The sequence below is a fragment of the Acinetobacter sp. BMW17 genome, assembly GCF_001592855.1.
GTDB classification, from domain to species: Bacteria; Pseudomonadota; Gammaproteobacteria; order Pseudomonadales; family Moraxellaceae; genus Acinetobacter; species Acinetobacter johnsonii.
On record NZ_LSOD01000041.1, the window covers coordinates 16,180 to 35,890 of the forward strand.

At 42.2% G+C, this 19,711-nt stretch carries 14 protein-coding genes and 1 pseudogene; 3 read left to right on the top strand and 12 right to left on the bottom strand.

Features of this window, described 5'->3' with window-relative positions; translation table 11 throughout:
* Positions 1-2: 2 nt before the first annotated feature.
* A complete protein-coding gene (locus tag AXW61_RS13620; RefSeq protein WP_062034730.1) occupies positions 3-1,025 on the bottom strand; it encodes an HlyD family efflux transporter periplasmic adaptor subunit in 1,023 nt (340 codons plus the stop codon).
* A 110-nt stretch (positions 1,026-1,135) separates the two neighbouring features.
* Here AXW61_RS13620 and AXW61_RS13625 point away from each other — a divergent pair, with 110 nt between their 5' ends.
* Positions 1,136-1,771, top strand: a complete 636-nt coding sequence (locus AXW61_RS13625; protein ID WP_004693547.1) for a CerR family C-terminal domain-containing protein — start codon at positions 1,136-1,138, stop codon at positions 1,769-1,771.
* On the opposite strand, the gene AXW61_RS13630 is transcribed toward AXW61_RS13625, so the two are convergent.
* Both AXW61_RS13630 and AXW61_RS13635 read right to left on the bottom strand, forming a co-directional pair.
* A complete protein-coding gene (locus tag AXW61_RS13630; protein ID WP_062034731.1) occupies positions 1,762-3,516 on the bottom strand; it encodes an amidohydrolase in 1,755 nt (584 codons plus the stop codon). The two genes, AXW61_RS13625 and AXW61_RS13630, sit on opposite strands and share 10 nt — an antisense overlap.
* A 154-nt stretch (positions 3,517-3,670) precedes the next feature.
* The gene (locus tag AXW61_RS13635; protein ID WP_062034732.1) at positions 3,671-4,555 is read right to left on the bottom strand and encodes a LysR family transcriptional regulator; all 885 of its coding nucleotides are present in this window, start codon (positions 4,553-4,555) and stop codon (positions 3,671-3,673) included.
* A 108-nt stretch (positions 4,556-4,663) separates the two neighbouring features.
* On the opposite strand from AXW61_RS13635, the gene AXW61_RS13640 reads away from it, so the two are divergent.
* Positions 4,664-5,239 (top strand): chromate transporter, encoded by a 576-nt coding sequence (locus AXW61_RS13640; protein WP_004693553.1) that lies wholly within the window; start codon positions 4,664-4,666, stop codon positions 5,237-5,239.
* Positions 5,236-5,751: a chromate transporter gene (locus tag AXW61_RS13645; protein ID WP_062034733.1), complete on the top strand. Its 516-nt coding sequence runs from the start codon at positions 5,236-5,238 to the stop codon at positions 5,749-5,751. The genes AXW61_RS13640 and AXW61_RS13645 overlap by 4 nt, the downstream gene beginning before the upstream one ends.
* Positions 5,752-5,898: 147 nt before the next feature.
* Here AXW61_RS13645 and AXW61_RS13650 read toward each other — a convergent pair whose 3' ends face one another.
* From AXW61_RS13650 to AXW61_RS13690, 9 genes and pseudogenes are all read right to left on the bottom strand, one after another.
* The gene (locus AXW61_RS13650; RefSeq protein WP_062034734.1) at positions 5,899-7,296 is read right to left on the bottom strand and encodes an efflux transporter outer membrane subunit; all 1,398 of its coding nucleotides are present in this window, start codon (positions 7,294-7,296) and stop codon (positions 5,899-5,901) included.
* Positions 7,297-7,317: 21 nt separating this feature from the next.
* A pseudogene (locus AXW61_RS13655) lies at positions 7,318-10,425 on the bottom strand (efflux RND transporter permease subunit).
* The gene (locus AXW61_RS13660) at positions 10,422-13,535 is read right to left on the bottom strand and encodes a multidrug efflux RND transporter permease subunit (RefSeq protein ID WP_062034735.1); all 3,114 of its coding nucleotides are present in this window, start codon (positions 13,533-13,535) and stop codon (positions 10,422-10,424) included. Before AXW61_RS13660 ends, AXW61_RS13655 begins: the two are co-directional and overlap by 4 nt.
* Positions 13,536-13,538: 3 nt before the next feature.
* On the bottom strand, positions 13,539-14,747 hold the full coding sequence (locus AXW61_RS13665) for an efflux RND transporter periplasmic adaptor subunit (protein WP_062034736.1): 1,209 nt from the start codon (positions 14,745-14,747) through the stop codon (positions 13,539-13,541).
* Between the two features lie 833 nt (positions 14,748-15,580).
* Positions 15,581-16,756, bottom strand: coding sequence for an aminotransferase class V-fold PLP-dependent enzyme (locus AXW61_RS13670; RefSeq protein ID WP_062034737.1), 1,176 nt, complete (start codon positions 16,754-16,756; stop codon positions 15,581-15,583).
* Between the two features lie 183 nt (positions 16,757-16,939).
* The gene (locus tag AXW61_RS13675) at positions 16,940-17,728 is read right to left on the bottom strand and encodes an amino acid ABC transporter ATP-binding protein (RefSeq protein WP_062034738.1); all 789 of its coding nucleotides are present in this window, start codon (positions 17,726-17,728) and stop codon (positions 16,940-16,942) included.
* A complete protein-coding gene (locus AXW61_RS13680; protein WP_062034739.1) occupies positions 17,718-18,635 on the bottom strand; it encodes an amino acid ABC transporter permease in 918 nt (305 codons plus the stop codon). The genes AXW61_RS13675 and AXW61_RS13680 overlap by 11 nt, the downstream gene beginning before the upstream one ends.
* The gene (locus tag AXW61_RS13685; RefSeq protein ID WP_062034740.1) at positions 18,632-19,180 is read right to left on the bottom strand and encodes a GNAT family N-acetyltransferase; all 549 of its coding nucleotides are present in this window, start codon (positions 19,178-19,180) and stop codon (positions 18,632-18,634) included. Before AXW61_RS13685 ends, AXW61_RS13680 begins: the two co-directional genes overlap by 4 nt.
* A 9-nt stretch (positions 19,181-19,189) precedes the next feature.
* A complete protein-coding gene (locus AXW61_RS13690; RefSeq protein ID WP_062034741.1) occupies positions 19,190-19,609 on the bottom strand; it encodes a hypothetical protein in 420 nt (139 codons plus the stop codon).
* Positions 19,610-19,711 lie beyond the last annotated feature (102 nt).

Consider the following 19,711-nt stretch of genomic DNA (forward strand, 5'->3'; position numbering starts at 1 on the left):
CCTTAAGGATTGTTCGTGGCAGTTGGGCGAGATGATTTGGCTATGTTCACCGTCACAGGTTGTCCCATCTTCAGTTGGTCATTCGGGTCATCGACATAAATACGGACTTCATAAACCAAAGTCGTGCGAATATCTTCGGTCTGTACCGTTTTCGGGGTAAATTCCGCGACAGATGAGATATAACCAATTTTTCCTGTGATGGGCTGATTCGGTTGTGAGTCACGAATAACTTGTGCTGCTGCGCCCATGTTGATATGCCCAAGATCCACTTCATTGGCATAAACACGCACCCATTTAGGATGGATCAGGGCAATGGTATAGACGGACTTGTTTGAAGTCGTCATGTCACCAACTTCTTGTAAACGTGCACGAATTACGCCATTCACAGGTGCTTGCAGCTGACTTTGTGTAATTTGATAATCAATCAAATCAAGATTGGCTTTGGTCGATTCATATTGTGCTTTAGCCGCTTCACGATCTTCTGCGCGTGCACCTTTCAAAAGTAGCTCTAGGTTGGCTTTTGTTTCACCTACGGCCGCTTCCGCCATTTTCATATTGCTTTTTGCAGCATCAACCTCTTGCTTACTCACCGCTTGACCCGCAGTACTCCGATTCAAGACATTTAAACGTTGGTATTGTTTATCGGCATTTTCAAATTGGGCTTGGGCAGACTGTACTTTCGCTTTCGCTTGGGTAATCTCTTCAGGTCGATTGCCCGCAGCTTGTTCATTTAAGGTTTGCTGTTGAACTTGTAACTGCGCTTGGGCTTGCTGTGCTTGTATAGTCAGCGAGTCAGTATTCAGTTCTGCAAGAACCTGACCTTTTTGAACGCGATCACCTTCTTGAACAGCCAAGCTTTGAATACGCCCAGCCGTTTCAAATGCAAGCGAGACTTGTCGAATATCAACATTGCCATATAGCACCAGATGATCGGGATCGGCTTTGTCTCGACTGAACCACAACAATGCAGCCGCTACAGCAATGAGCAACACCCCAACCAGCAGTATGAACTTACTTTTGTTCATGCACACCAAACCTTCGCTTAGTTTTAATACAAGTTTAAATTTAATTTAAACTATAACAATTCAGTTAAGAAAGATATACTTCAAGTCTAAATTTTGATGCAGAGTAAATAATGTCTAGAGCTGGACGTAGCGATGGTGATTTAACCAAATCGAAAATTTTGGATGCTGCTGGCCGCCTAATTGCTCAGGATGGTTTTGCAAAAACCACGAGTAAAGCTATTGCCAAGCTGGCCGAAGTCGATTTAGCTGCCATTAACTATCACTTCGATGGTCGTGATGGCTTATATCGTGCCGTACTTGCCGAAGCACATACGCATTATATTGATGAACAAGAACTCTTGACCTTGCTTAACAGCTCTAAAACGCCCACTGAAAAACTGGAAGCTTTTTTTGAAAGCCTGATCGGTAAACTGGTTGAAACCGATGTCTGGCACAGCAAAGTGTTTGTTCGCGAACTTTTTTCACCGACTACCCACCTATACACGTTTATGCAAAATGATGGTGCGCGAAAGTTTCTTTTGGTTAAAAAAATTATTAGCCAAGTTTCAGGTATCGATGAAAATCATCCTGCACTTTTGCCTTGTGTACTCAGCACCGTCGCGCCTTGTATGATGCTGATTTTGGCAGATGCAAATGGTCCAAGCCCTCTTAAAAATGTCTCCAAGCTTGAACCTGCACTTTTAGTCAAACATCTCATGACCTTTTCAGTCGCAGGTTTACAAGCCGCTAAACAACTTTATCTTTGATAAACCAACTGTCCTTGCTTATAAGTTGCAAGGACTTTGATATCTTTGATTTTAGACGGATCAATTGTGATTGGATTGTCACTTAAAATAACAAAGTCACCGTATTTCCCTGTACTTAAAGTGCCTTTAATATCTTCTTCAAAATACTGATATGCAGCCCAGTCCGTCATCGTTTTAAGTGCGATATACGGGCTGACTTTTTGTGCCTCACCCAAAACTTTGCCTGTTCGCGTGGTGCGATTAACCGTTGCATCCAACACCATCATGCTTTTCGGTGGGATAACAGGAGCATCGTGATGCTCGGTGAAAATCATGCCTTTTCTTAAGGCTGAACCTGTTGGTGAGATGTGTTCAGCACGCTTTTCACCTAAGGTTTGTGCCACATGCCAATCCCCCCAGTAGTAGGTATGCAAAGAAAAGAAGGATGGAATCAAATGAAGCTGCTTTGCTCGATCCAGTTGATCCTCTCGCATAGTTTGCGCATGAATAATGACATCTCGTCGCTGTGAGGCATCATATTTCTTTTGCGCATTGGCAATCACATTGAGGTATTGATCAATCGCAGCATCACCATTGGCATGTGCCAAAATGGGCCATTGTTGCTCAAAAGCCAAATCAATCATGTGCTGGACTGTTTTTTGCTCAGGAAATGCTGGATAGCCACGATAGTTTTTATCTTTCCCTTCAGGTGGAACCACATAAGGTACGGTTAACCACGCTGTTTTACCTTGAGGTGAACCATCTAAGCTAATTTTCACGCCACCAATTCTAAAGTGATTGACATAGTTTTTGCTTACACCTTTTTCGAGCATATACGCCTGTTCAGAACTAATATCAGGATAAGAGACGACATCGATGGCTAATTTGTTTTGATTAGCCAAACTGCGCCAAAGTTCTGAAGTACCACGATCAGCCCGTCCTTCTTGTACTGTGGTATAACCATTTTTCATATAGGTTTGTACCGCAGTCAACGCCATCTGCTGCATCATTTCAGGTGGGACCGTTTTAAACGCCTGTAGCATGGCCTCAATCACGACACTTTCTTCTAATACACCATTTGGAATATTGGTCCCCACCACACGTCGAATCACACCACCACTGGGGTTGCTACTTTTTTCATTAATGCCTAACAACTCTAGCGCTTTGTGATTCACAGAGGCCAAATGCCCTGACTGATGCAAAATCAGCACCGGTTGAGTCGTTGAAATCTGATCTAAATCTGTGGCTGTCGGATGGGCTTTCTCTTGTAGCTGGGCATCATCATAACCATTGCCAATAATCCAGCCAGAAGTCGCTTGGACAAAAGTTGGATTTTGCTTCGCCCACGCCTTCATTTCTTGGATAAGTGTGGCAATACTCACCACCTTGCCATCTGGCGGCGGATATAAATTTGCCACAGTTTGCTGCATACCGACAGAGTTTAAATGGCTATGGGCATCGATGATGCCCGGGATGATGGTCTTGTTATTCAAGTTTAAGCGTTTCGCCTGTGGCGCAAGCTTTTCAGCCTCAGACAATGTGCCTGTATAACGGATCTTTCCATCTTGAATTAACATGGCATCGACATAGCTGGGCTGCATGCCTTGCATGGTTAAAATGGGGCCGCCATAGACCAATAAGGCATTTTGCGCCTGTTGTTGTGTGTTTGAGGCGGTGCTAGACGGACTGGTTGTACAACCACTCATCAGTATCACAGTGGAAGAAAGTAGAGCCGTGAGTGCAAAAGAAACCTTATTAAAAAGCATGGGTTAAACACCTCATATTGCTAAATATTATATTTTGCTCCGTACGAGCATTCGTTATAGGTATAAAACTTTAAATACAACACATCATCACTCTACCTTAGCACTTTAAGCCGGCTCTTGTCAGGCAGAAATAAGGTGCTCAATATTCAACAGATTATTGCAATAACTTTAAGATGTGTTGCAAACGGACATTGTCTATATTTTCTTTATACACTGCATAAATCGGCGCAATACATGGGTTATTGGCCTTAAGCGTTTTATAAACAATCTGCTTATTCCAAAAGTCACGAATGGCCTCAGGCACGATAGATAAGCCAATTCCAGCAGCAATCAAATTTAAGCTTGAGGTTAAACGTGGCGCTTCTTGTACAATTTTGGGACTAAATCCAGCTTGGTAACAACTGGCCAAAATATTATCGAATAGATCTTGCCCCGCTAAACGTCGGTATAACACAAAATCATGCGGTTCAAGATCTAGTAAATGAATCGGTTCGGCTTGTTCAGCAAAAGGATGATTGTTGGGTAAAGCCACAATGAGTGGCTCATCTAATACATGTAGACTGGTTAAACCAAGGCCAATCGGTGCAGGTTTGCGTAAGAACACAATGTCATTTTTTTCATTACTAATGGAGTCTATCAGCGAGCTACTGCCATCTTCTTCCAGATGAATTGAAACACGTGGAAAAGTTTCCCGAAAGTTACGCAGTAAAGCCGGTAAAAAAGGATGTAAGCCAACCGAATTGGTAAAGCCAATATTAATCTGACCTTCGACCCCCAAAGAAATATCCTGCACACGTTTAGGAATTAACTGTGCATGCGCCAATATCGCAAGGGCTTCTTTGTACAAAACCTTGCCTGCTTCTGTCACCTCAACACCACGCGGCAAACGCTTTAACAGTTGTGTATTCAACTCTTCTTCCAAGCTTTTGATAATCCGTGTCAACGGTGGTTGTTGCATATTCAAACGTACCGCAGCATGCGAAATATTACTTTCTTCTACCACTGCAACAAATGCTCTGAGTTTATGGATATCCATCATGTCTGCCCTATTAAACATACTTTTTCAGTATATATAACGTCAAAAATAGCATTTTTCAACATATCTCTACAGGTTCATACTGGGCACATTCCACAAAAGGCGAAAGACATGAACACTGAAGTGCTCCCTGCTGAACAAATAACCCATCCAACTTCACGGGAATTATTTGCAGGCTTTATGAAGCTGGGACTCATGGGCTTTGGTGGCGTATTGCCACTTGCACATCAAATGGTTGTAGAAGACCAAAAATGGCTCAACACGGAAGAGTTCACGCACTTATTGGGTGTCTGTCAAATCCTCCCTGGAGGAAACATCATTAATATGGCCGTTGCCATTGGTTATGAGTTTCAGGGGGTTAAAGGTGCGATTAGTGCCGTTCTCGGGTTAATTTTTGCACCGACGGTGATTGTGATTTTGCTGTATCAGCTCTATAGCCAATTTCAAAGTATCCCCGTGATTCAGCACATGATACAGGGACTGGCAGCGGCAGCAGCAGGTTTACTATTTGCGATGGGGCTAAAAATGCTGAAACCCATTCTGAAAAGTTACCTCACGATCTTTACCATTGCGCTGACCATTGTCTTTATGCTGATTATTAAGATTCCCTTGGCATTAACGTTACTGATCTTAGTCAGCATCAATGTCGCAGTCTTAAGCTTGAAAAAAAGAGGAAAAAACGCATGATTTTAATCACCTTAGCCATCGTTTTTACCCAGCTTTCTATATTGGCCTTTGGTGGCGGCAATGCAATTTTGCCTGAAATGCAACATCAAGTAGTCGAAGTACATCGTTGGCTTACTGCCACAGAGTTCAGTACCATGTTTGCCATGGCTCAAGCGGCACCGGGCCCCAATATGATGATTGTACCTTTGGTCGGCTGGCATGTGGCTGGACCTGCTGGACTGTTCGTGACTTCATTGGCGAAGTTTGGGCCCTCTTCTGTACTGACTATATTTGCACTCAAGTTTTGGAATCAGTTTAAGGATCACCCGCTACGTAGCATGTTTGAAAAAGCACTGAAACCAATTACTGTCGGCTTGGTTTTGGTCAGTGCCTATATTATTGCCGCTGCATCTGCTCAGAACTGGTTACTTATCGCGATCGTTATCGTTGCGACAGGGTTAAGCTTAGTGAAAAAAATTCATCCACTGTGGGTCATGCTCTTCGGGGCAGTGTCAGGCGCACTGTTTTTATAAACGGTGTGTCATAAAAGTTCGTGTTCAATAGTACATACTTTCTATTTTATTATTACTTTCAAATAAATAGCATAAGTCTTAGATCTGATGCCCAAGATGTAAGGCTTAATGGTTTGGTCAATCACCACTTGAAAAGAAAGCAAGTGTCTAGGAAATATTTCCACCCAAAGCAGTCATTAATTGCGCTGTATTTTTTAATTGGATTTGTTGCAACTCTAATGTGCTCTGTTCAGCTTGCAGCCTTAAATTCTGCGCCGTGACCACTTCCAAATAACTGACTAAACCTGCGTTATAACGTCGCATCACCACTTGTTCATTTTCTTTGGTTAGTTGTAATAACTGAGCTTGTTCAAGTTGTTGTTGTTTCAAACTTGAAGTTTGCATTAAAGCATCATCAACTTCCTTCCAGCCCGTAAGTACAGCTTGCTTATAGGCTGCTAATTTTTCGTCATAGCTTGCCTGGGCTTGAGCAATTTCAGCTTGGCGTTTTCCACCATCAAAAATAACCGAAGCCGCTTCTAGTCCCGTAGACCATAAATACGCAGGGGCTTGCAACAGCTGACCTAACACTTGGCTATTTAAACTCGCATTAAGACCAATACTCATATCTGGCAACCAAGCCGTTTGTGCTAAACCCAACTGTGCATGTGTACTCGCAAGCTCCCGCTCTGCACGAATCACATCGGGACGTTGCATGAGTAAGCGACTGGGTAACTGTGCAGGTACAGTAGGAATACTCAAACCTTGCTGACGTTTCACCAGTTGAAACTGAACCACACTTTTACCCTGCAAGACCGCCAGCACATTTTCCTGTAAATTGCGTTCACGCTGCGTTTCGATTTGCTGTATTTGCACTTGTTTCAACTGTGTTTCTGCCTGTATCACATCTGCCCGCGCAATCATCCCTGCTGTATATTGGTTTTTTAAAATTTGCACTGAACGTAGGTAACTTTTTTGGGTTTGCTGCAATACATCCAGTTGCGCATCCAAAACACGAATGTTCCAATAGGCCTCGGTCGCCAATAACTGTTGATTCAGTTTCACTGCGGCTAAGTCCGCCTGCACCGCTTCTAAATTTGCCTGTTGTCCCTCTATCGCTTTCGCCACACGTCCCCAAACATCAGGAATCCAGCTGGCCTGAACCCCTGTGCTAAACTGACTGTTTGGAGATGTATACTTTGCGCCATTACGCTTGGCAGCACCTTCTAAGCTTAGACTGACAGAACGACTGGCTTTTTGCTGTTCAAGTAAAGCATTGGCTTGTCTATAACGTGCCTCGGCCTGTTTCAAATTTAAGTTTTCTGCATTTAACTGTTGCAGCAGTTGGCTTAAAACGGGGTCTTGATAAATATTCCACCATGCGACTGCCGCTCCTTTTAAGCCTGCTGTTTCTGTCCAATTAAGCTCAGCATATTTGTATTGCTCATCCACGTGAATCAGCGGTGTTTTATATTCGGGAGGACGTACGACCGCCGTAGAACTACATGCAGTCAACAACAACACACAGCTTAGGCTTAAGACATTTTTATAAACCAAATCTGACATTCTATTTTCCTATTTCTTTATCTATTTGCCTAAGCTTTGCAGCACAAATTTACGTTTAAATCTCGAACAAGATTCAGCCCATTTTTCAAAGAGCAAATACAAAACAGGCGTTGTGTACAAAGTTAAGAGCTGCCCAAGCGCTAAGCCACCCACAATGACCACACCCAAAGGCTGACGTAACTCAGCCCCCTCACCCCAACTACAAGCCAGCGGAATTGCACCCAATAATGCTGCGGTATTGGTCATTAAAATCGGGCGAAAACGCAGAGCCGCCGCAGACATTACAGCTTGATATGCCGACTTTCCTACCCGCCGTTCATATAAAGTAAAATCAATCAATAAAATGGCATTTTTCACCACAATACCAATAAGTAAAAACATGCCCAACAATGCAATCAGGGTAAACTCAAAGTTAAATATTCATAAGGTCAGCAGTGCGCCCAAAGCCACAGCGGGTATGGTCGATAAAATCGTTAACGGATGAACCACACTTTCATAGGTCACCCCAAGCACGATATAAATCAACAAAATCACCGCAAGAATCAGTAACGGTGTACTTAAGCCCGCTTGTAAACTTTCTGCTTCTACATCTTTATCCGTGGTCATAAAAACGTTGTTTGGCAACATCACTTCAGTTAAAACAGATCGGATCGCGGCGTCGGCCTGTTCATAGCTATAGCCCTGTTTCACCACATAGCCAATACCCATCGCGGCATATTGATTACGTCTATACACTCGATCATTGGTAATTCCATAAGACCATGTCGCAAAGTTACGCAGCGGCACAGCTTGTCCATCTTTATTAGGAACTTGTACATTGGCTAAGGATTCAGGATGTTCCGTGAAGTGCCTATCTACTTCCATGACCACATGAAACTGTTGGGTCTGATCATAAATGGTTGAAATCTGGCGCTGTGAAAATGAGTTGTTCAGTACACTTGAAATGCTTTCAATATTCACGCCCAAACGGCGTGCCGCTTCACGGTCTACATCTAGGGTGACATGCTGCGCACCTTCATCCCCCATAGTTTCCACTTCCTCAAGTTCAGGCAGTTTTTGCATGGCCTGTGCAACTTTTGGCACCCATTGGCGTAGCTGTGCAACCTCGTCTGACTGTAGTAACAGCATATAGTCTTGACCACTGCCTCTTGAAAAAGGATCATCCAGTTCTAATTCTTGTTCCACACGTGCTGAGAAAATTGCCCCAGCCTGCCACGGCGCATTTTGTTTGATACGCTCGACAATGGCATGCGAGCTTTTCCCCTCACGCTCTGCTTTGGGTTTTAAACTCACCATGAAAAAAGAATTGGTGGTTCCACCTGCTCCCCCTGAAGTTCCAACCACATCTTTTACAGCAGGGTCACTCAGTAAGCTTTGACTAAAGGCTGCAATTTTGGGCTGCATAATTTGAAAGGAAAACCCGTCATCACCACGAATGAAAGCCTCAACCCGTCCTGTATCCTGCTCAGGCAATACCCGTTTAGGGAGGTGCTGATAAACATAGAATGAAGCCCCAATCGCACCTAGCCAAAATAAAATCACAACATAGCCATGTGCTAGCATCCATTTTAAAGATGTTAAATAAGCATGATTGAACTGCTGCATGCAACGATGGCTAAATTGATATAAAGGCTGTTGTTGGTCGCTCTCTAGCGGTTTTAAACAGCGTGCAGATAAGCTTGGTGTTAGGATCAAGGAAACAAAAATGGATAACACCACAATAAAAACTAAGGTCAGTGAAAACTCGCGGAAAAGCCGCTCAATCACACCGCCCATAAACAGCACTGAAATGAAAATCACCACCAAAGCCAAATTCATGGCCACTAAAGTCAGCCCCACCTCCTGAATCCCTTTAATGGCAGCCTGTACAGGAGAGTCTCCCTGCTCAATATGACGCTCAATATTTTCCAGCACCACAATCGCATCATCCACCACCAATCCTATAGCGACAATCACCGCCATAATAGAGAGGTTATTGAGCGAAAAACCTGCCAAATACACCAAACTACAAGCACCCACCAAAGTCACCAACATGGCAATACTCGGCACAAGAGCACTTTGCATACGCCCTAACATCAAAGCAACGACAATGATGACTAACAGCATAGAAAACAACAGCGTATCTCGGGCTTCCGCTAAACCTGCGCGAATGATTTCAGAACCATCCATCACCGTAGTCAATTGCGCATCTGCAGGAATCAGTGATCTTAATTCAGGCAGTTTTTCTTTGATTTGATCAATGGTCTCCACGGTATTGGCATTGGGTTGACGGCTAATTTTGATAATCACCGCAGGATGACCATTATGAAAACCACTGACATAGCGGTTTTCAACAGAATCTTGCACCTCAGCCACATCTTTTAAACGCACGATGGCTTGAGCATTACGATGAATCACTAAGTTTGAAAAATCTTGCGCTTGTTTTAAATCATTCGACAGTGCAACTTGCCAACGAAGTTGATCGGTTTCAACCACGCCCAATGCTTGTACTGTATTACTTTTTTCAATTGCAGTACGGACTTGTTCCAATGAAACGCCCTGTGCAATGAGTGCATTCGGATTTAAGGTGATCCGCACCGCAGGCATAGACGCACCATCAATTTCAACCTCACCAACTCCACTTATCTGCGCAAAATTGGGCTGAAGTTGATTGCTGGCAATTTCATATAATTTACCCGCAGATAAATGCGCTGAACTCAATGCCAAATAAAAAATTGGGCTTTGGCTTGGATTAACCTTGAAATATTCAGGTGGGCTAGGCATTCCTGATGGAAGCTGTGACATTGCAACATTAATGGCCGCCTGTACTTCTCGTGCCGCCTCATTGATATCGGTCTCTAAGTCAAAGTGCAAAGTCACTTGCGTTGCATTTTGACTACTGGAAGAGTTAATTGCTTTTACCCCAGAAACGCCCATCATGGCCCGTTCTAAAGGTGTTGCAACCGTCGCCGACATACTTTCAGGACTTGCCCCAGGTAAACTGGCTCGCACCACGATGGTCGGAATATCTGCCTGAGGTAAGGACGCCACGGGTAAGCGGAAATACGCCAATACACCAAGCAACACAATTGCGATGCCCAGTAACACACTAGTAACAGGACGATGAACCAAAGCAGAGAGCAATTTCAAAACTCTCTCCTTGTTTCATCAAGTTCAACTAAAGGTAACTTCGGCTTTTGAAAAGCATGCTGTAAACGATCAAAAAACAAATAGACCACAGGTGTGGTAAATAGCGTCAGTACCTGACTTAAAATCAAACCACCAACCATGACAATTCCTAGAGGCTGGCGTAATTCAGCCCCTGAACCAGATGCCAACATGAGTGGAATAGCACCAACCAATGCCGCCAGTGTCGTCATTAAAATGGGGCGGAATCGCATCAACGCCGCCTGATAAATCGCTTGCTGAGATGAAAGACCCTCTTGGCGCTGTACTGCCAAGGCAAAGTCCACCATCATGATGCCGTTTTTCTTCACCAAACCGATCAATAAAATAATGCCGATTAAAGCAATCATATCGAGTGGTCGACCGACCATAAACAGCGCCAATAAAGCCCCGATTGCCGCAGATGGTAAGGTTGAAAGAATAGTGATGGGATGAATAAAGCTCTCATACAACATCCCAAGCACGATATACATGGTCACAATCGCGGCGATCACCAACCAAAAGGTATGCTGTTGCGAGTTTTCAAATGCAGCAGCAGCCCCTTGTAGCTGAAGTTTAACTTCAGCAGGTAAATTAAGCTGCTGTTCTACACGTTGAATGGCTTGGATGGCATCTCCCAAGGCCACGCCTGTCGCAAGGTTGAAAGAGATACCGTTGGCAGGAAATTGAGCTTGCTGCTGTAAAATAATCGGGACACGTTTTTGCACAATGCTTGCCACAGAACTGAGTAAAATCGGTTCTCCGCTGGCATTATGGATATAGGTTTGCTCTAAAGCTTGTATCCCTTGAGTTAATTCTGGCGCAAGTTCTAAGACAATGCGGTACTGATTTGACTGGGTATATAGAGTCGCAATTTGCCGCTGTGCAAATAGATTTTGCAAAGCCAAACTAATGTCTTCTACTGTTAAGCCGAATCTCGCTGCTGCATCTCGATTGACATCAATATACGCCTGTAAACCTTGCCCAGCATTTTCACTGCTCACTTCTGCAAACTCAGGTTGTTGGCGTAAAGCATCTAGCAAGACAGGTGTCCATAGCGCTAAATCTGTGTTTTTTGCTGCTGTCAAACTGAGCTGATATTGAGTTCGACTAATTTTATCTTCAATACTTAACTCCTGCACAGGTTGCATCCAAGCACGAATACCCTGAACATGGCCCAACTCTATACGCAGACGTGCCATCACTTGATCTGCACCCTCTCGTTCAGCATGTGACTTTAAGTTAATAAGAATTCGGCCATTACTAAGTTTCGGGTTATTGGCATCAATACCAATAAACGAAGACAGGCTTTCAACAGCGGGATCTTTTACAATTTCAGCCGCTAGTGCTTGCTGACGCTCACTCATGGCTTGAAATGAAATATCGTCTGGCGCTTCGGTCACTACTTGGATAACGCCACTGTCCTGCACAGGGAAGAAGCCTTTCGGAATCATCCAATACAAAAAACCTGCGAGTAACACTGTACTCAGCATAACGGCCAGTGTCAGGGTTTGATGCTGAAATACCCATTGCAAAGCTTTTCCATACTGCTGAATGATGCCATCCAGACTCCATCTATTGGCTGAAGTTTGATGCTCTGCTTCTTTTAATGACGCTTTGCCTTTGAGTAAATAAGCACACATCATCGGCGTTAAGGTTAAAGAGACCACTAGAGAAATTGCAATTGCAGCCGCTAAAGTCACTGCAAACTCATGGAATAATCGACCTACTACATCGCCCATAAACAACAGTGGAATGAGAACAGCAATCAGAGAAATCGTTAAAGAAATGAGCGTAAAACCTATTTCCTTCGACCCTTTGAGTGCCGCTTGCATCAAGCTTTCACCAGCTTCACGATGTCGTACAATATTTTCCAACATCACAATCGCATCATCCACCACAAAGCCTGTGGCAATGGTCAGCGCCATTAAGGTCAGGTTATTGACTGAAAAACCTAAAAAATACATCAGTACAAAGGTACCAATGATTGACAGTGGAACGGCAATACTCGGAATGATGGTGGCAGATAAATTTCTTAAAAAGAGAAAAGTCACCATTACGACTAAACAAACCGCAAAGACCAATTCCTTTTGCACATCGTGGATTGAACTACGAATACTCTCGGTACGGTCGGTCAGTACTCGAATTTTAACGTTTTCAGGCAGGTTCTTTTGCAGCTCAGGCAACAGCTGCTTAATCTGATCGGCCACTTGAATCACGTTGGCATTCGGTTGACGCTGTACATTCACCAAAATGGCGGCTGGACTGTCTGCCCATGCCGCCATGTAGCGGTCTTCACTACCTTCAATCACCTGTGCCACATCTTTTAATCGAATCGGAGCACCGTTATTCCAGCGTAAAATGAGGCTTTCATAGTCGCCAATTGAACGAATTTGATCATTGGCATCCAGCATGGTGCTACGATATGGCCCATCAAAACTGCCTTTGGGTTGACTGGCATTGGCAGCATTGATTGCGGTGCGGACATCTTCGGCACTCATTTTATAAGCGGCAAGCGCAGCAGGATTCATCTGCACCCGTATCGCTGGTCGTTGCCCACCAGCAAGGCTCACCATACCCACACCCGTGAGTTGAGACAGCTTTTGTGCCACCCGAGTATCCACCATGTCATAAACCGTAGTGAGGGGTAAAGTCTCTGAACTAATCGCTAATGTAATGACAGGCACATCGGCTGGATTGACCTTTCGATATACAGGTGGCGTTGGCAAATCACTTGGCAATTTACTGCTGGCAGTACTTAGTGCAGATTGTACTTCTTGCTCCACTACACCTAGTTCAGCACTTAACTCAAACTGTAAGGTAATGACAGATGCTCCGACAGAACTTTGCGAAGACATTTGCTTTAAGCCCGCAATTTTGCCCATTTCCCGTTCAAGCGGTGCGGTGATAGTCCGTTGTACCGTGTCGGGGTTTGCCCCAGGCTGAAAGGTATAGACCTGAATAATGGGGTAGTCGACCTGTGGTAAAGCCGACACTGGCAAAAGCCGCCAAACCAATAATCCACTAAACAGCAATGCCAGCATCAACAACGTAGTTGCAACTGGACGGACAATAAAGAATTTTGAAATATTCATGTCTTATCCAACAGCAGGTTTTGATGTTGCCATCGCTTGAGATTGATCCGAGACAATTTTAACTTCTTTGCCTTCTGCAAGTCGGTCAATCCCTTCTAAAACCACCTGCTCCGTACCGTTTAAGCCTGTTAAAACTTGAATCTGTCCATTGGAACTTAAGCCAAGGGTAAGTATACGAATTTCTGCTTTTTTCTGCGGATTGACGATATACACATAGGTGCCTTTGGCCCCATGTTGCACGGCGTCACTTGGAATACTGATGGCATCTTGAACGGTATGCGCATTTAAACGAACATTGACAAACTGATTGGGAAATAAAACATCATCACGATTATCAAAAATAGCCTTGATCTTTAATGTGCCTGTATTGGCATCAATCTGGTTATCCAAAGCCTGTACATGTCCAACCGCAAGTTGCTTTTGTTCTGCTTTATCCCATGCCTTGACTGGTATTTGATGTCCCTGTTTCATGTTGTTACGCAAATGAGCCAAATCATGTTCAGCAACTGAAAACTGTACATAAATAGGATGAACTTGGGTGATGCTGACCAAACCTGTCGTGTCATTGGCTTGAATTAAATTACCCGCATCTTTCTGCTGAAAACCAACTCGACCATTAATCGGTGAATAAATTTTGGTATAAGACAATTGTAATTTGGCTGCATCTACCTGTGCACGATTGGCCTGTATTTGCCCTTTCAACTGATTGACTAAAGCGAGCTGTTGCTCAACTTGTTGTTTAGCGATTGAATCTTGCTTAAACAGCAGTTGATAACGTGCTAACTCCGTTTCTGCATTTCGGAGTTGCGCTAAGTTTTGCTGTTGTGTCCCCTCTGCTTGTGCCAGAGCTACCTGAAATGGCGCAGGGTCAACTTGAGCAAGAAGTTGTCCTTTTTGAACAGTCTGACCTTCTTTAAAATAAATCTGCTTGAGAACGCCTGAGACCTGAGTTTGCACATTCACTGTATGGGTCGGAACAACTGTACCGATGGCTTTAATTTCCACCTGTAAGTCTTGTCGCTGTACTGGCACAACACGTACAGGCACAGGTTTATCCCATTGACTATATTCTTCGCTAGGCTGCGACATGGCCTTTTTCCAATACAGTCCTCCCATACCTAACAATAAAATGACAATGATGAATCCAATCCAAAGTGTTCGACGATAAAGAAAATGTTTTGTTGGGTTGTTATTGTTCAATGGCTCACTCATTACATTTCCTATTCATTACAAAAAATTCTCGCCCAACACATACTGTTCAAAATCGGAAGATCCTTACAATTTTTAAAATTTGATCAAATTAAGTATTTAAAAAATTGAAACTTCCTATCCCAAATCACGCATATCTATTAATAAGACGGATGAAAACAAAAAACAGCTCACGCTAAATGTTGCGATTTGTAATTGAATTTAATAATGATTATCATTAATATTCAAGCTTTCATTTCTTTATCCCACGTTTACTGCTGAGATTCAGGATATTTTTCTAGGGTCATGAGTTAAAAATATGAACTTAAATGTCCAAAAAAAATTAAGATTTTTTAAAAAATCTTATTAAACCTTTTAAAATCCACATGTTAAACCAATGTTTTAAAAATTATTTTTTATATAAAAAACAAATAGATAACAATAATTAATATTTTTAACAAATCGAAAGATATCTATTTTTAAAATTATACACATTAAAAATAAAATTGTTTTTTTATGTAACATTAAGAATGAAAATGCACATTTTTTTTATGGCTTTTTATGAGAACAAAATCACAATAATTCATATATACTGTATTTAAAAACACAATATTTTATACACTGAGTACAACCCACTCCCAAAACCACAAAATCACTATTTTGATTTTACACACACTTTTTTTTATTTTAGATACCCACACATCTAAGCACTGAATTAAACTAAAACTAATTTGTATTTTACTGAACACACATCACTTACACGAAATTTGCGTATCATCTTTATCAGTTAAAAAACTAGAGAAAATTTTATTAATAGACTCTAGTTTTTTAGTCTAAATAAATCATAGCTTTAAGGGCTAGATAAAAGATAACTGTGTTGTTTTCTTTTTTTCCTTTAAAACCATTGCTAAATGCTTCAACAATATTTCTATATGATCTTGCGTGGTATATCTTCCAAAACTAAGACGTACCGTATTTGACACTAAATTTTCACTCAGTCCTAAAGCACTTAATACATGCGACGGCGCGGGATGATGCGAATTACAAGCCGAGCCACTTGAAACTGCGGCAACCTGTTTAATCGCGGCAATAATAGAATTGGCTCGTTCGCCTAAAAAACTCATATTTAAATAATTTGCGACATGCTGTGTAGCATGGCCATTTAAGTTCACGGGTGTCAAAGCCTGTAAACCTTGCAATAGCTTATTCCTTAGATGTTGGATCCGCTGTTGTTCTTCCAGTAAGACTAATTTAGCCAATCTGCAAGCTTCGCCCATTCCAACGATTTGATGTGTGGCTAAAGTTCCCGAACGTAAACCCTGTTCATGTCCACCGCCATGAATTTGTGTCTTGATCTGTTTTTGAATGTCTTGACGAACATAGAGCGCACCAATGCCTTTGGGTCCATAGATTTTGTGGGCAGATAAACTGAGTAAATCAATCTGCATCGCCTGAACATCAATCTGTGTCTTTCCAGCGGCTTGGGCGGCATCGACATGAAATAAAATTTGATGCTGATGTGCAATATGACCAATCGCTTGAACATCGGTTAACGTCCCAATTTCGTTATTAACCATCATCAGCGAAATTAAAACCGTATTGGATTGAATGGCCTGTTCTACCTGTTCTGGGTGAATCACACCTGTACCCAACTCAGGTTGTAAGTAAGTGACCTGAAAACCGAGACTTTCTAACTCGGTACAGGTATCTAGCACAGCTTTATGCTCTATTTTACTGGTAATGATGTGTTTATTTTTATGCTTATAGATATCTAAAGTGCCTTTGATCGCGAGGTTATTCGATTCTGTCGCACCTGAAGTCCAAATAATTTCTTGCGGATTGGCGTGGATTAAATTGGCAACATGCTGTCTAGACGTGGTGATATGTTTTGCAGCATCCCAACCATAATGATGCGATTGTGAGGCTGGGTTTCCAAAATCACCTTCTACAGACAAACATCGAATCATTGCTTGAGAAATTTCAGGAAGTATAGGTGTTGTTGCTGCATAATCCAAATAAATTAATCTGCTCATTTTAATCACTATTAAAAATAAATTTAAAATGATTATAAACGATGAAATTTATTCTATTTATATGGATTTAATCATACCTTATCAACAAAATTAAACTTATAAAAAAATCGTTAGTTTTATCATTCACCAACGATTTTAATATATGAAACTAAAATAGATATCATTAAAAAATAAGACTCAAATTTATAAAACTCGAGATAAAAAGTTTTGAGTACGCTCTTCTTTAGGATGTTCCAGAACTTTTTGAACGGTTCCTTGTTCAACAATTCGCCCTTGATCCATAAACACAACATGATCGGCAACTTCTCGTGCAAAAGCAATTTCATGCGTTACAATCACCATGGTTTTACCTAATTTCGCCAAGATTTTGATTACATTTAAGACTTCCCCTACCAACTCAGGGTCTAAAGCGGAGGTCGGTTCATCAAATAAAATCACTTTAGGATCTAAGGCTAAAGCTCTGGCAATCGCAACGCGCTGCTGCTGACCACCAGAAAGCTGTTTGGGCCATGCTTCAACCTTATCTCTTAGCCCCACTAAACCCAATAATTGATTGGCTTTTAAAATCGCTTGATCTTTACTCAATTTTTTATGTGCTAAGGGTGCTTCAATAATATTTTGCAAAACATTTAAATGTGGAAATAAATTAAAGTTCTGAAAAACATAACCCACAGATTTACGTTGTTTTAAAATGTCTCGTTCTTTTAATTCATAAAGTTTATCGCCTTTTTTATGATAGCCGATAAACTCATCATCAATTTGAATAAATCCTGCATCTACACGCTCTAAATGATTTATCGTACGTAGTAAAGTTGATTTACCCGACCCAGATGGACCAATAATTACCGTCACGGATCCCGCCGGAATATCCAGGCTGATATCCTGTAACGCCGCATGTCCCGCATAGTTTTTAAATACATGGCTCACTTGAATATGACCATTTGTAGGCGATGCTGATTGATTAATTATCATAGCTGGCTCCTATACGCGGCTGAGTTGTGTGTGGCTGCGCTTTCTTGAAAAAAGCAAAGCTATTAATGGCTGATTTACGTTCACCTTTCGCCAATATTTTTTCGATATACCATTGCACGATGGAAAATACACTGGTGACGATTACGTACCAAACGGCGGCAACCATCAACAGCGGAATCACTTCTTGGTTGCGGTTATAGATCATTTGTACGGTGTAAAAGAGTTCAGGCATTGCCAAAACATACACAATTGATGTGCCTTTAGATAAACCGACACATTCATTGATAATCGCGGGGATAATGCTGCGAATCGATTGCGGTAAAATAATCCGCGTCGTACGTCGCCACCATGACAGACCCAATGCAGCCGCTGCTTCAAATTGACCATGATCCACAGACAAAATTCCGCCTCGGATGACTTCCGCGGTATAGGCACTTTGTACAATCACCAAACCCACCAAAGCTGTTGAAAACTGATCTAGTGCATTGATGGTTTTAAACTGGGCAAAGACCGTGTCGGTAAAAGGCACCCCGACATTGATATATTCATATAAATAAGAAAAGTTATAGAGAATAATCAACACCAACAACAGTGGTAGTGATCTGAACATCCAGATATAGACCCATGCCAATGAGCGAATTAACCAAGATGAAGACAGCCTCATCATGGCCACAATGGTGCCCAAAATTAAACTAAACACGATTGACCAAAAGGTCAGTTTCAGCGTCATCATCAAACCCTGAAGAATGGCAGGATCAAAGAACCACTGTCTAAAAACAGACCAGCCCCAGTTTTGATTAGAAAAAATCGATTCCGCGACCACTGCAATAATTAATATCGAAAATGCGACGCCAATGTAACGCAGTGGATGACGTGCTGGAACGATTTTATAGTGCTCTAAACTCATGCGACCTCCTTTTGCAATAACGTCTTTCTAAAAGGAAGCCCACCATGTAAGGGTGCGCCAATATAGCGATCAAAATTAAAATCTGGAGTGAGTTCAAACTGTGGTTCATAGCCTAGACTCAAATACAATTTCACGGCTGGAATTTGTTTAAACCCCGTGGTGAGAAATATTTTTCGATACCCCGCAGCAAGTGCACTTCGTTCTAGTTCTTTGACTATTTTTGCAGCCAGTCCTTGTTTACGTAAATTCCGATGTGACCAAATCCGTTTCAGCTCTGCGGTTTCTGCGTCATAGCGTTTATACGCACCCATTGCAATGACTTCATCATCACGTTTAAGCACCACGAATAATCCATGCGGCGGTAAAAAGTCTTCCGCGCCTTCATAGCGTTCCCGATGTGTGGCTTTTTTGCGTTCATCAATAACGTGAGTATCTTGGCGTGCAAAAAAATCACCATAAATTTCTTCATATTCAGCAAATAACTGATCCAGTAAAGGCTGTGCTTCGGGCACATCAACGGGTATTTGGATAAATTTTTCTTGCATAACGACCTCTTATTTATCCTGAATCAGTGGGTTAATCACTGATTGTGGAATTCCTTCATTTTGTAAATTCCAACGTGATAGCGCTTGGCTATATTTGCCATTCGCAATGACACCATTTATAGATGTTTGAATAGCATTCACCAGACCTGTGCCTTTTTTGACGGCAACAGCGACTGACCATGTCCCATCTAATCCGCCAACGGCTTTAATATTGGCACCATTGGCTTGTTGCCATACCCCTATCACATTGGGAATGAGGTACTGCAACGCCAAATTTGCAGCGGCACCATCTTCCAAATAAATGGGCTGCGCTGGGTTCAGCCCTTTTTGTCGATTATTTTCAATCCAGTTCAACAGCAGTCGTTCCTGATTAGTACCAGAACCGACCACGATTTTGAGACCTGCAATATCATCTGGCGTTTTAATCAATTGAATTTTGGGTGGTGTTTCAAAAAGTATGCTGGCGTTAAACGAATCCGTTATTAAGGTAAAAGAAAGTCAAATCAAAGGCTTTAAAATGATTTTCGAGCT

Excerpts from the sequence above, each read along its gene's own strand:
- AXW61_RS13620 (WP_062034730.1), bottom strand. The coding sequence starts at position 1,025 with ATGAACAAAAGTAAGTTCATACTGCTGGTTGGGGTGTTGCTCATTGCT.
- AXW61_RS13625 (WP_004693547.1), top strand. The coding sequence starts at position 1,136 with ATGTCTAGAGCTGGACGTAGCGATGGTGATTTAACCAAATCGAAAATT.
- AXW61_RS13630 (WP_062034731.1), bottom strand. The coding sequence starts at position 3,516 with ATGCTTTTTAATAAGGTTTCTTTTGCACTCACGGCTCTACTTTCTTCC.
- AXW61_RS13635 (WP_062034732.1), bottom strand. The coding sequence starts at position 4,555 with ATGATGGATATCCATAAACTCAGAGCATTTGTTGCAGTGGTAGAAGAA.
- AXW61_RS13640 (WP_004693553.1), top strand. The coding sequence starts at position 4,664 with ATGAACACTGAAGTGCTCCCTGCTGAACAAATAACCCATCCAACTTCA.
- AXW61_RS13645 (WP_062034733.1), top strand. The coding sequence starts at position 5,236 with ATGATTTTAATCACCTTAGCCATCGTTTTTACCCAGCTTTCTATATTG.
- AXW61_RS13650 (WP_062034734.1), bottom strand. The coding sequence starts at position 7,296 with ATGTCAGATTTGGTTTATAAAAATGTCTTAAGCCTAAGCTGTGTGTTG.
- AXW61_RS13660 (WP_062034735.1), bottom strand. The coding sequence starts at position 13,535 with ATGAATATTTCAAAATTCTTTATTGTCCGTCCAGTTGCAACTACGTTG.
- AXW61_RS13665 (WP_062034736.1), bottom strand. The coding sequence starts at position 14,747 with ATGAGTGAGCCATTGAACAATAACAACCCAACAAAACATTTTCTTTAT.
- AXW61_RS13670 (WP_062034737.1), bottom strand. The coding sequence starts at position 16,756 with ATGAGCAGATTAATTTATTTGGATTATGCAGCAACAACACCTATACTT.
- AXW61_RS13675 (WP_062034738.1), bottom strand. The coding sequence starts at position 17,728 with ATGATAATTAATCAATCAGCATCGCCTACAAATGGTCATATTCAAGTG.
- AXW61_RS13680 (WP_062034739.1), bottom strand. The coding sequence starts at position 18,635 with ATGAGTTTAGAGCACTATAAAATCGTTCCAGCACGTCATCCACTGCGT.
- AXW61_RS13685 (WP_062034740.1), bottom strand. The coding sequence starts at position 19,180 with ATGCAAGAAAAATTTATCCAAATACCCGTTGATGTGCCCGAAGCACAG.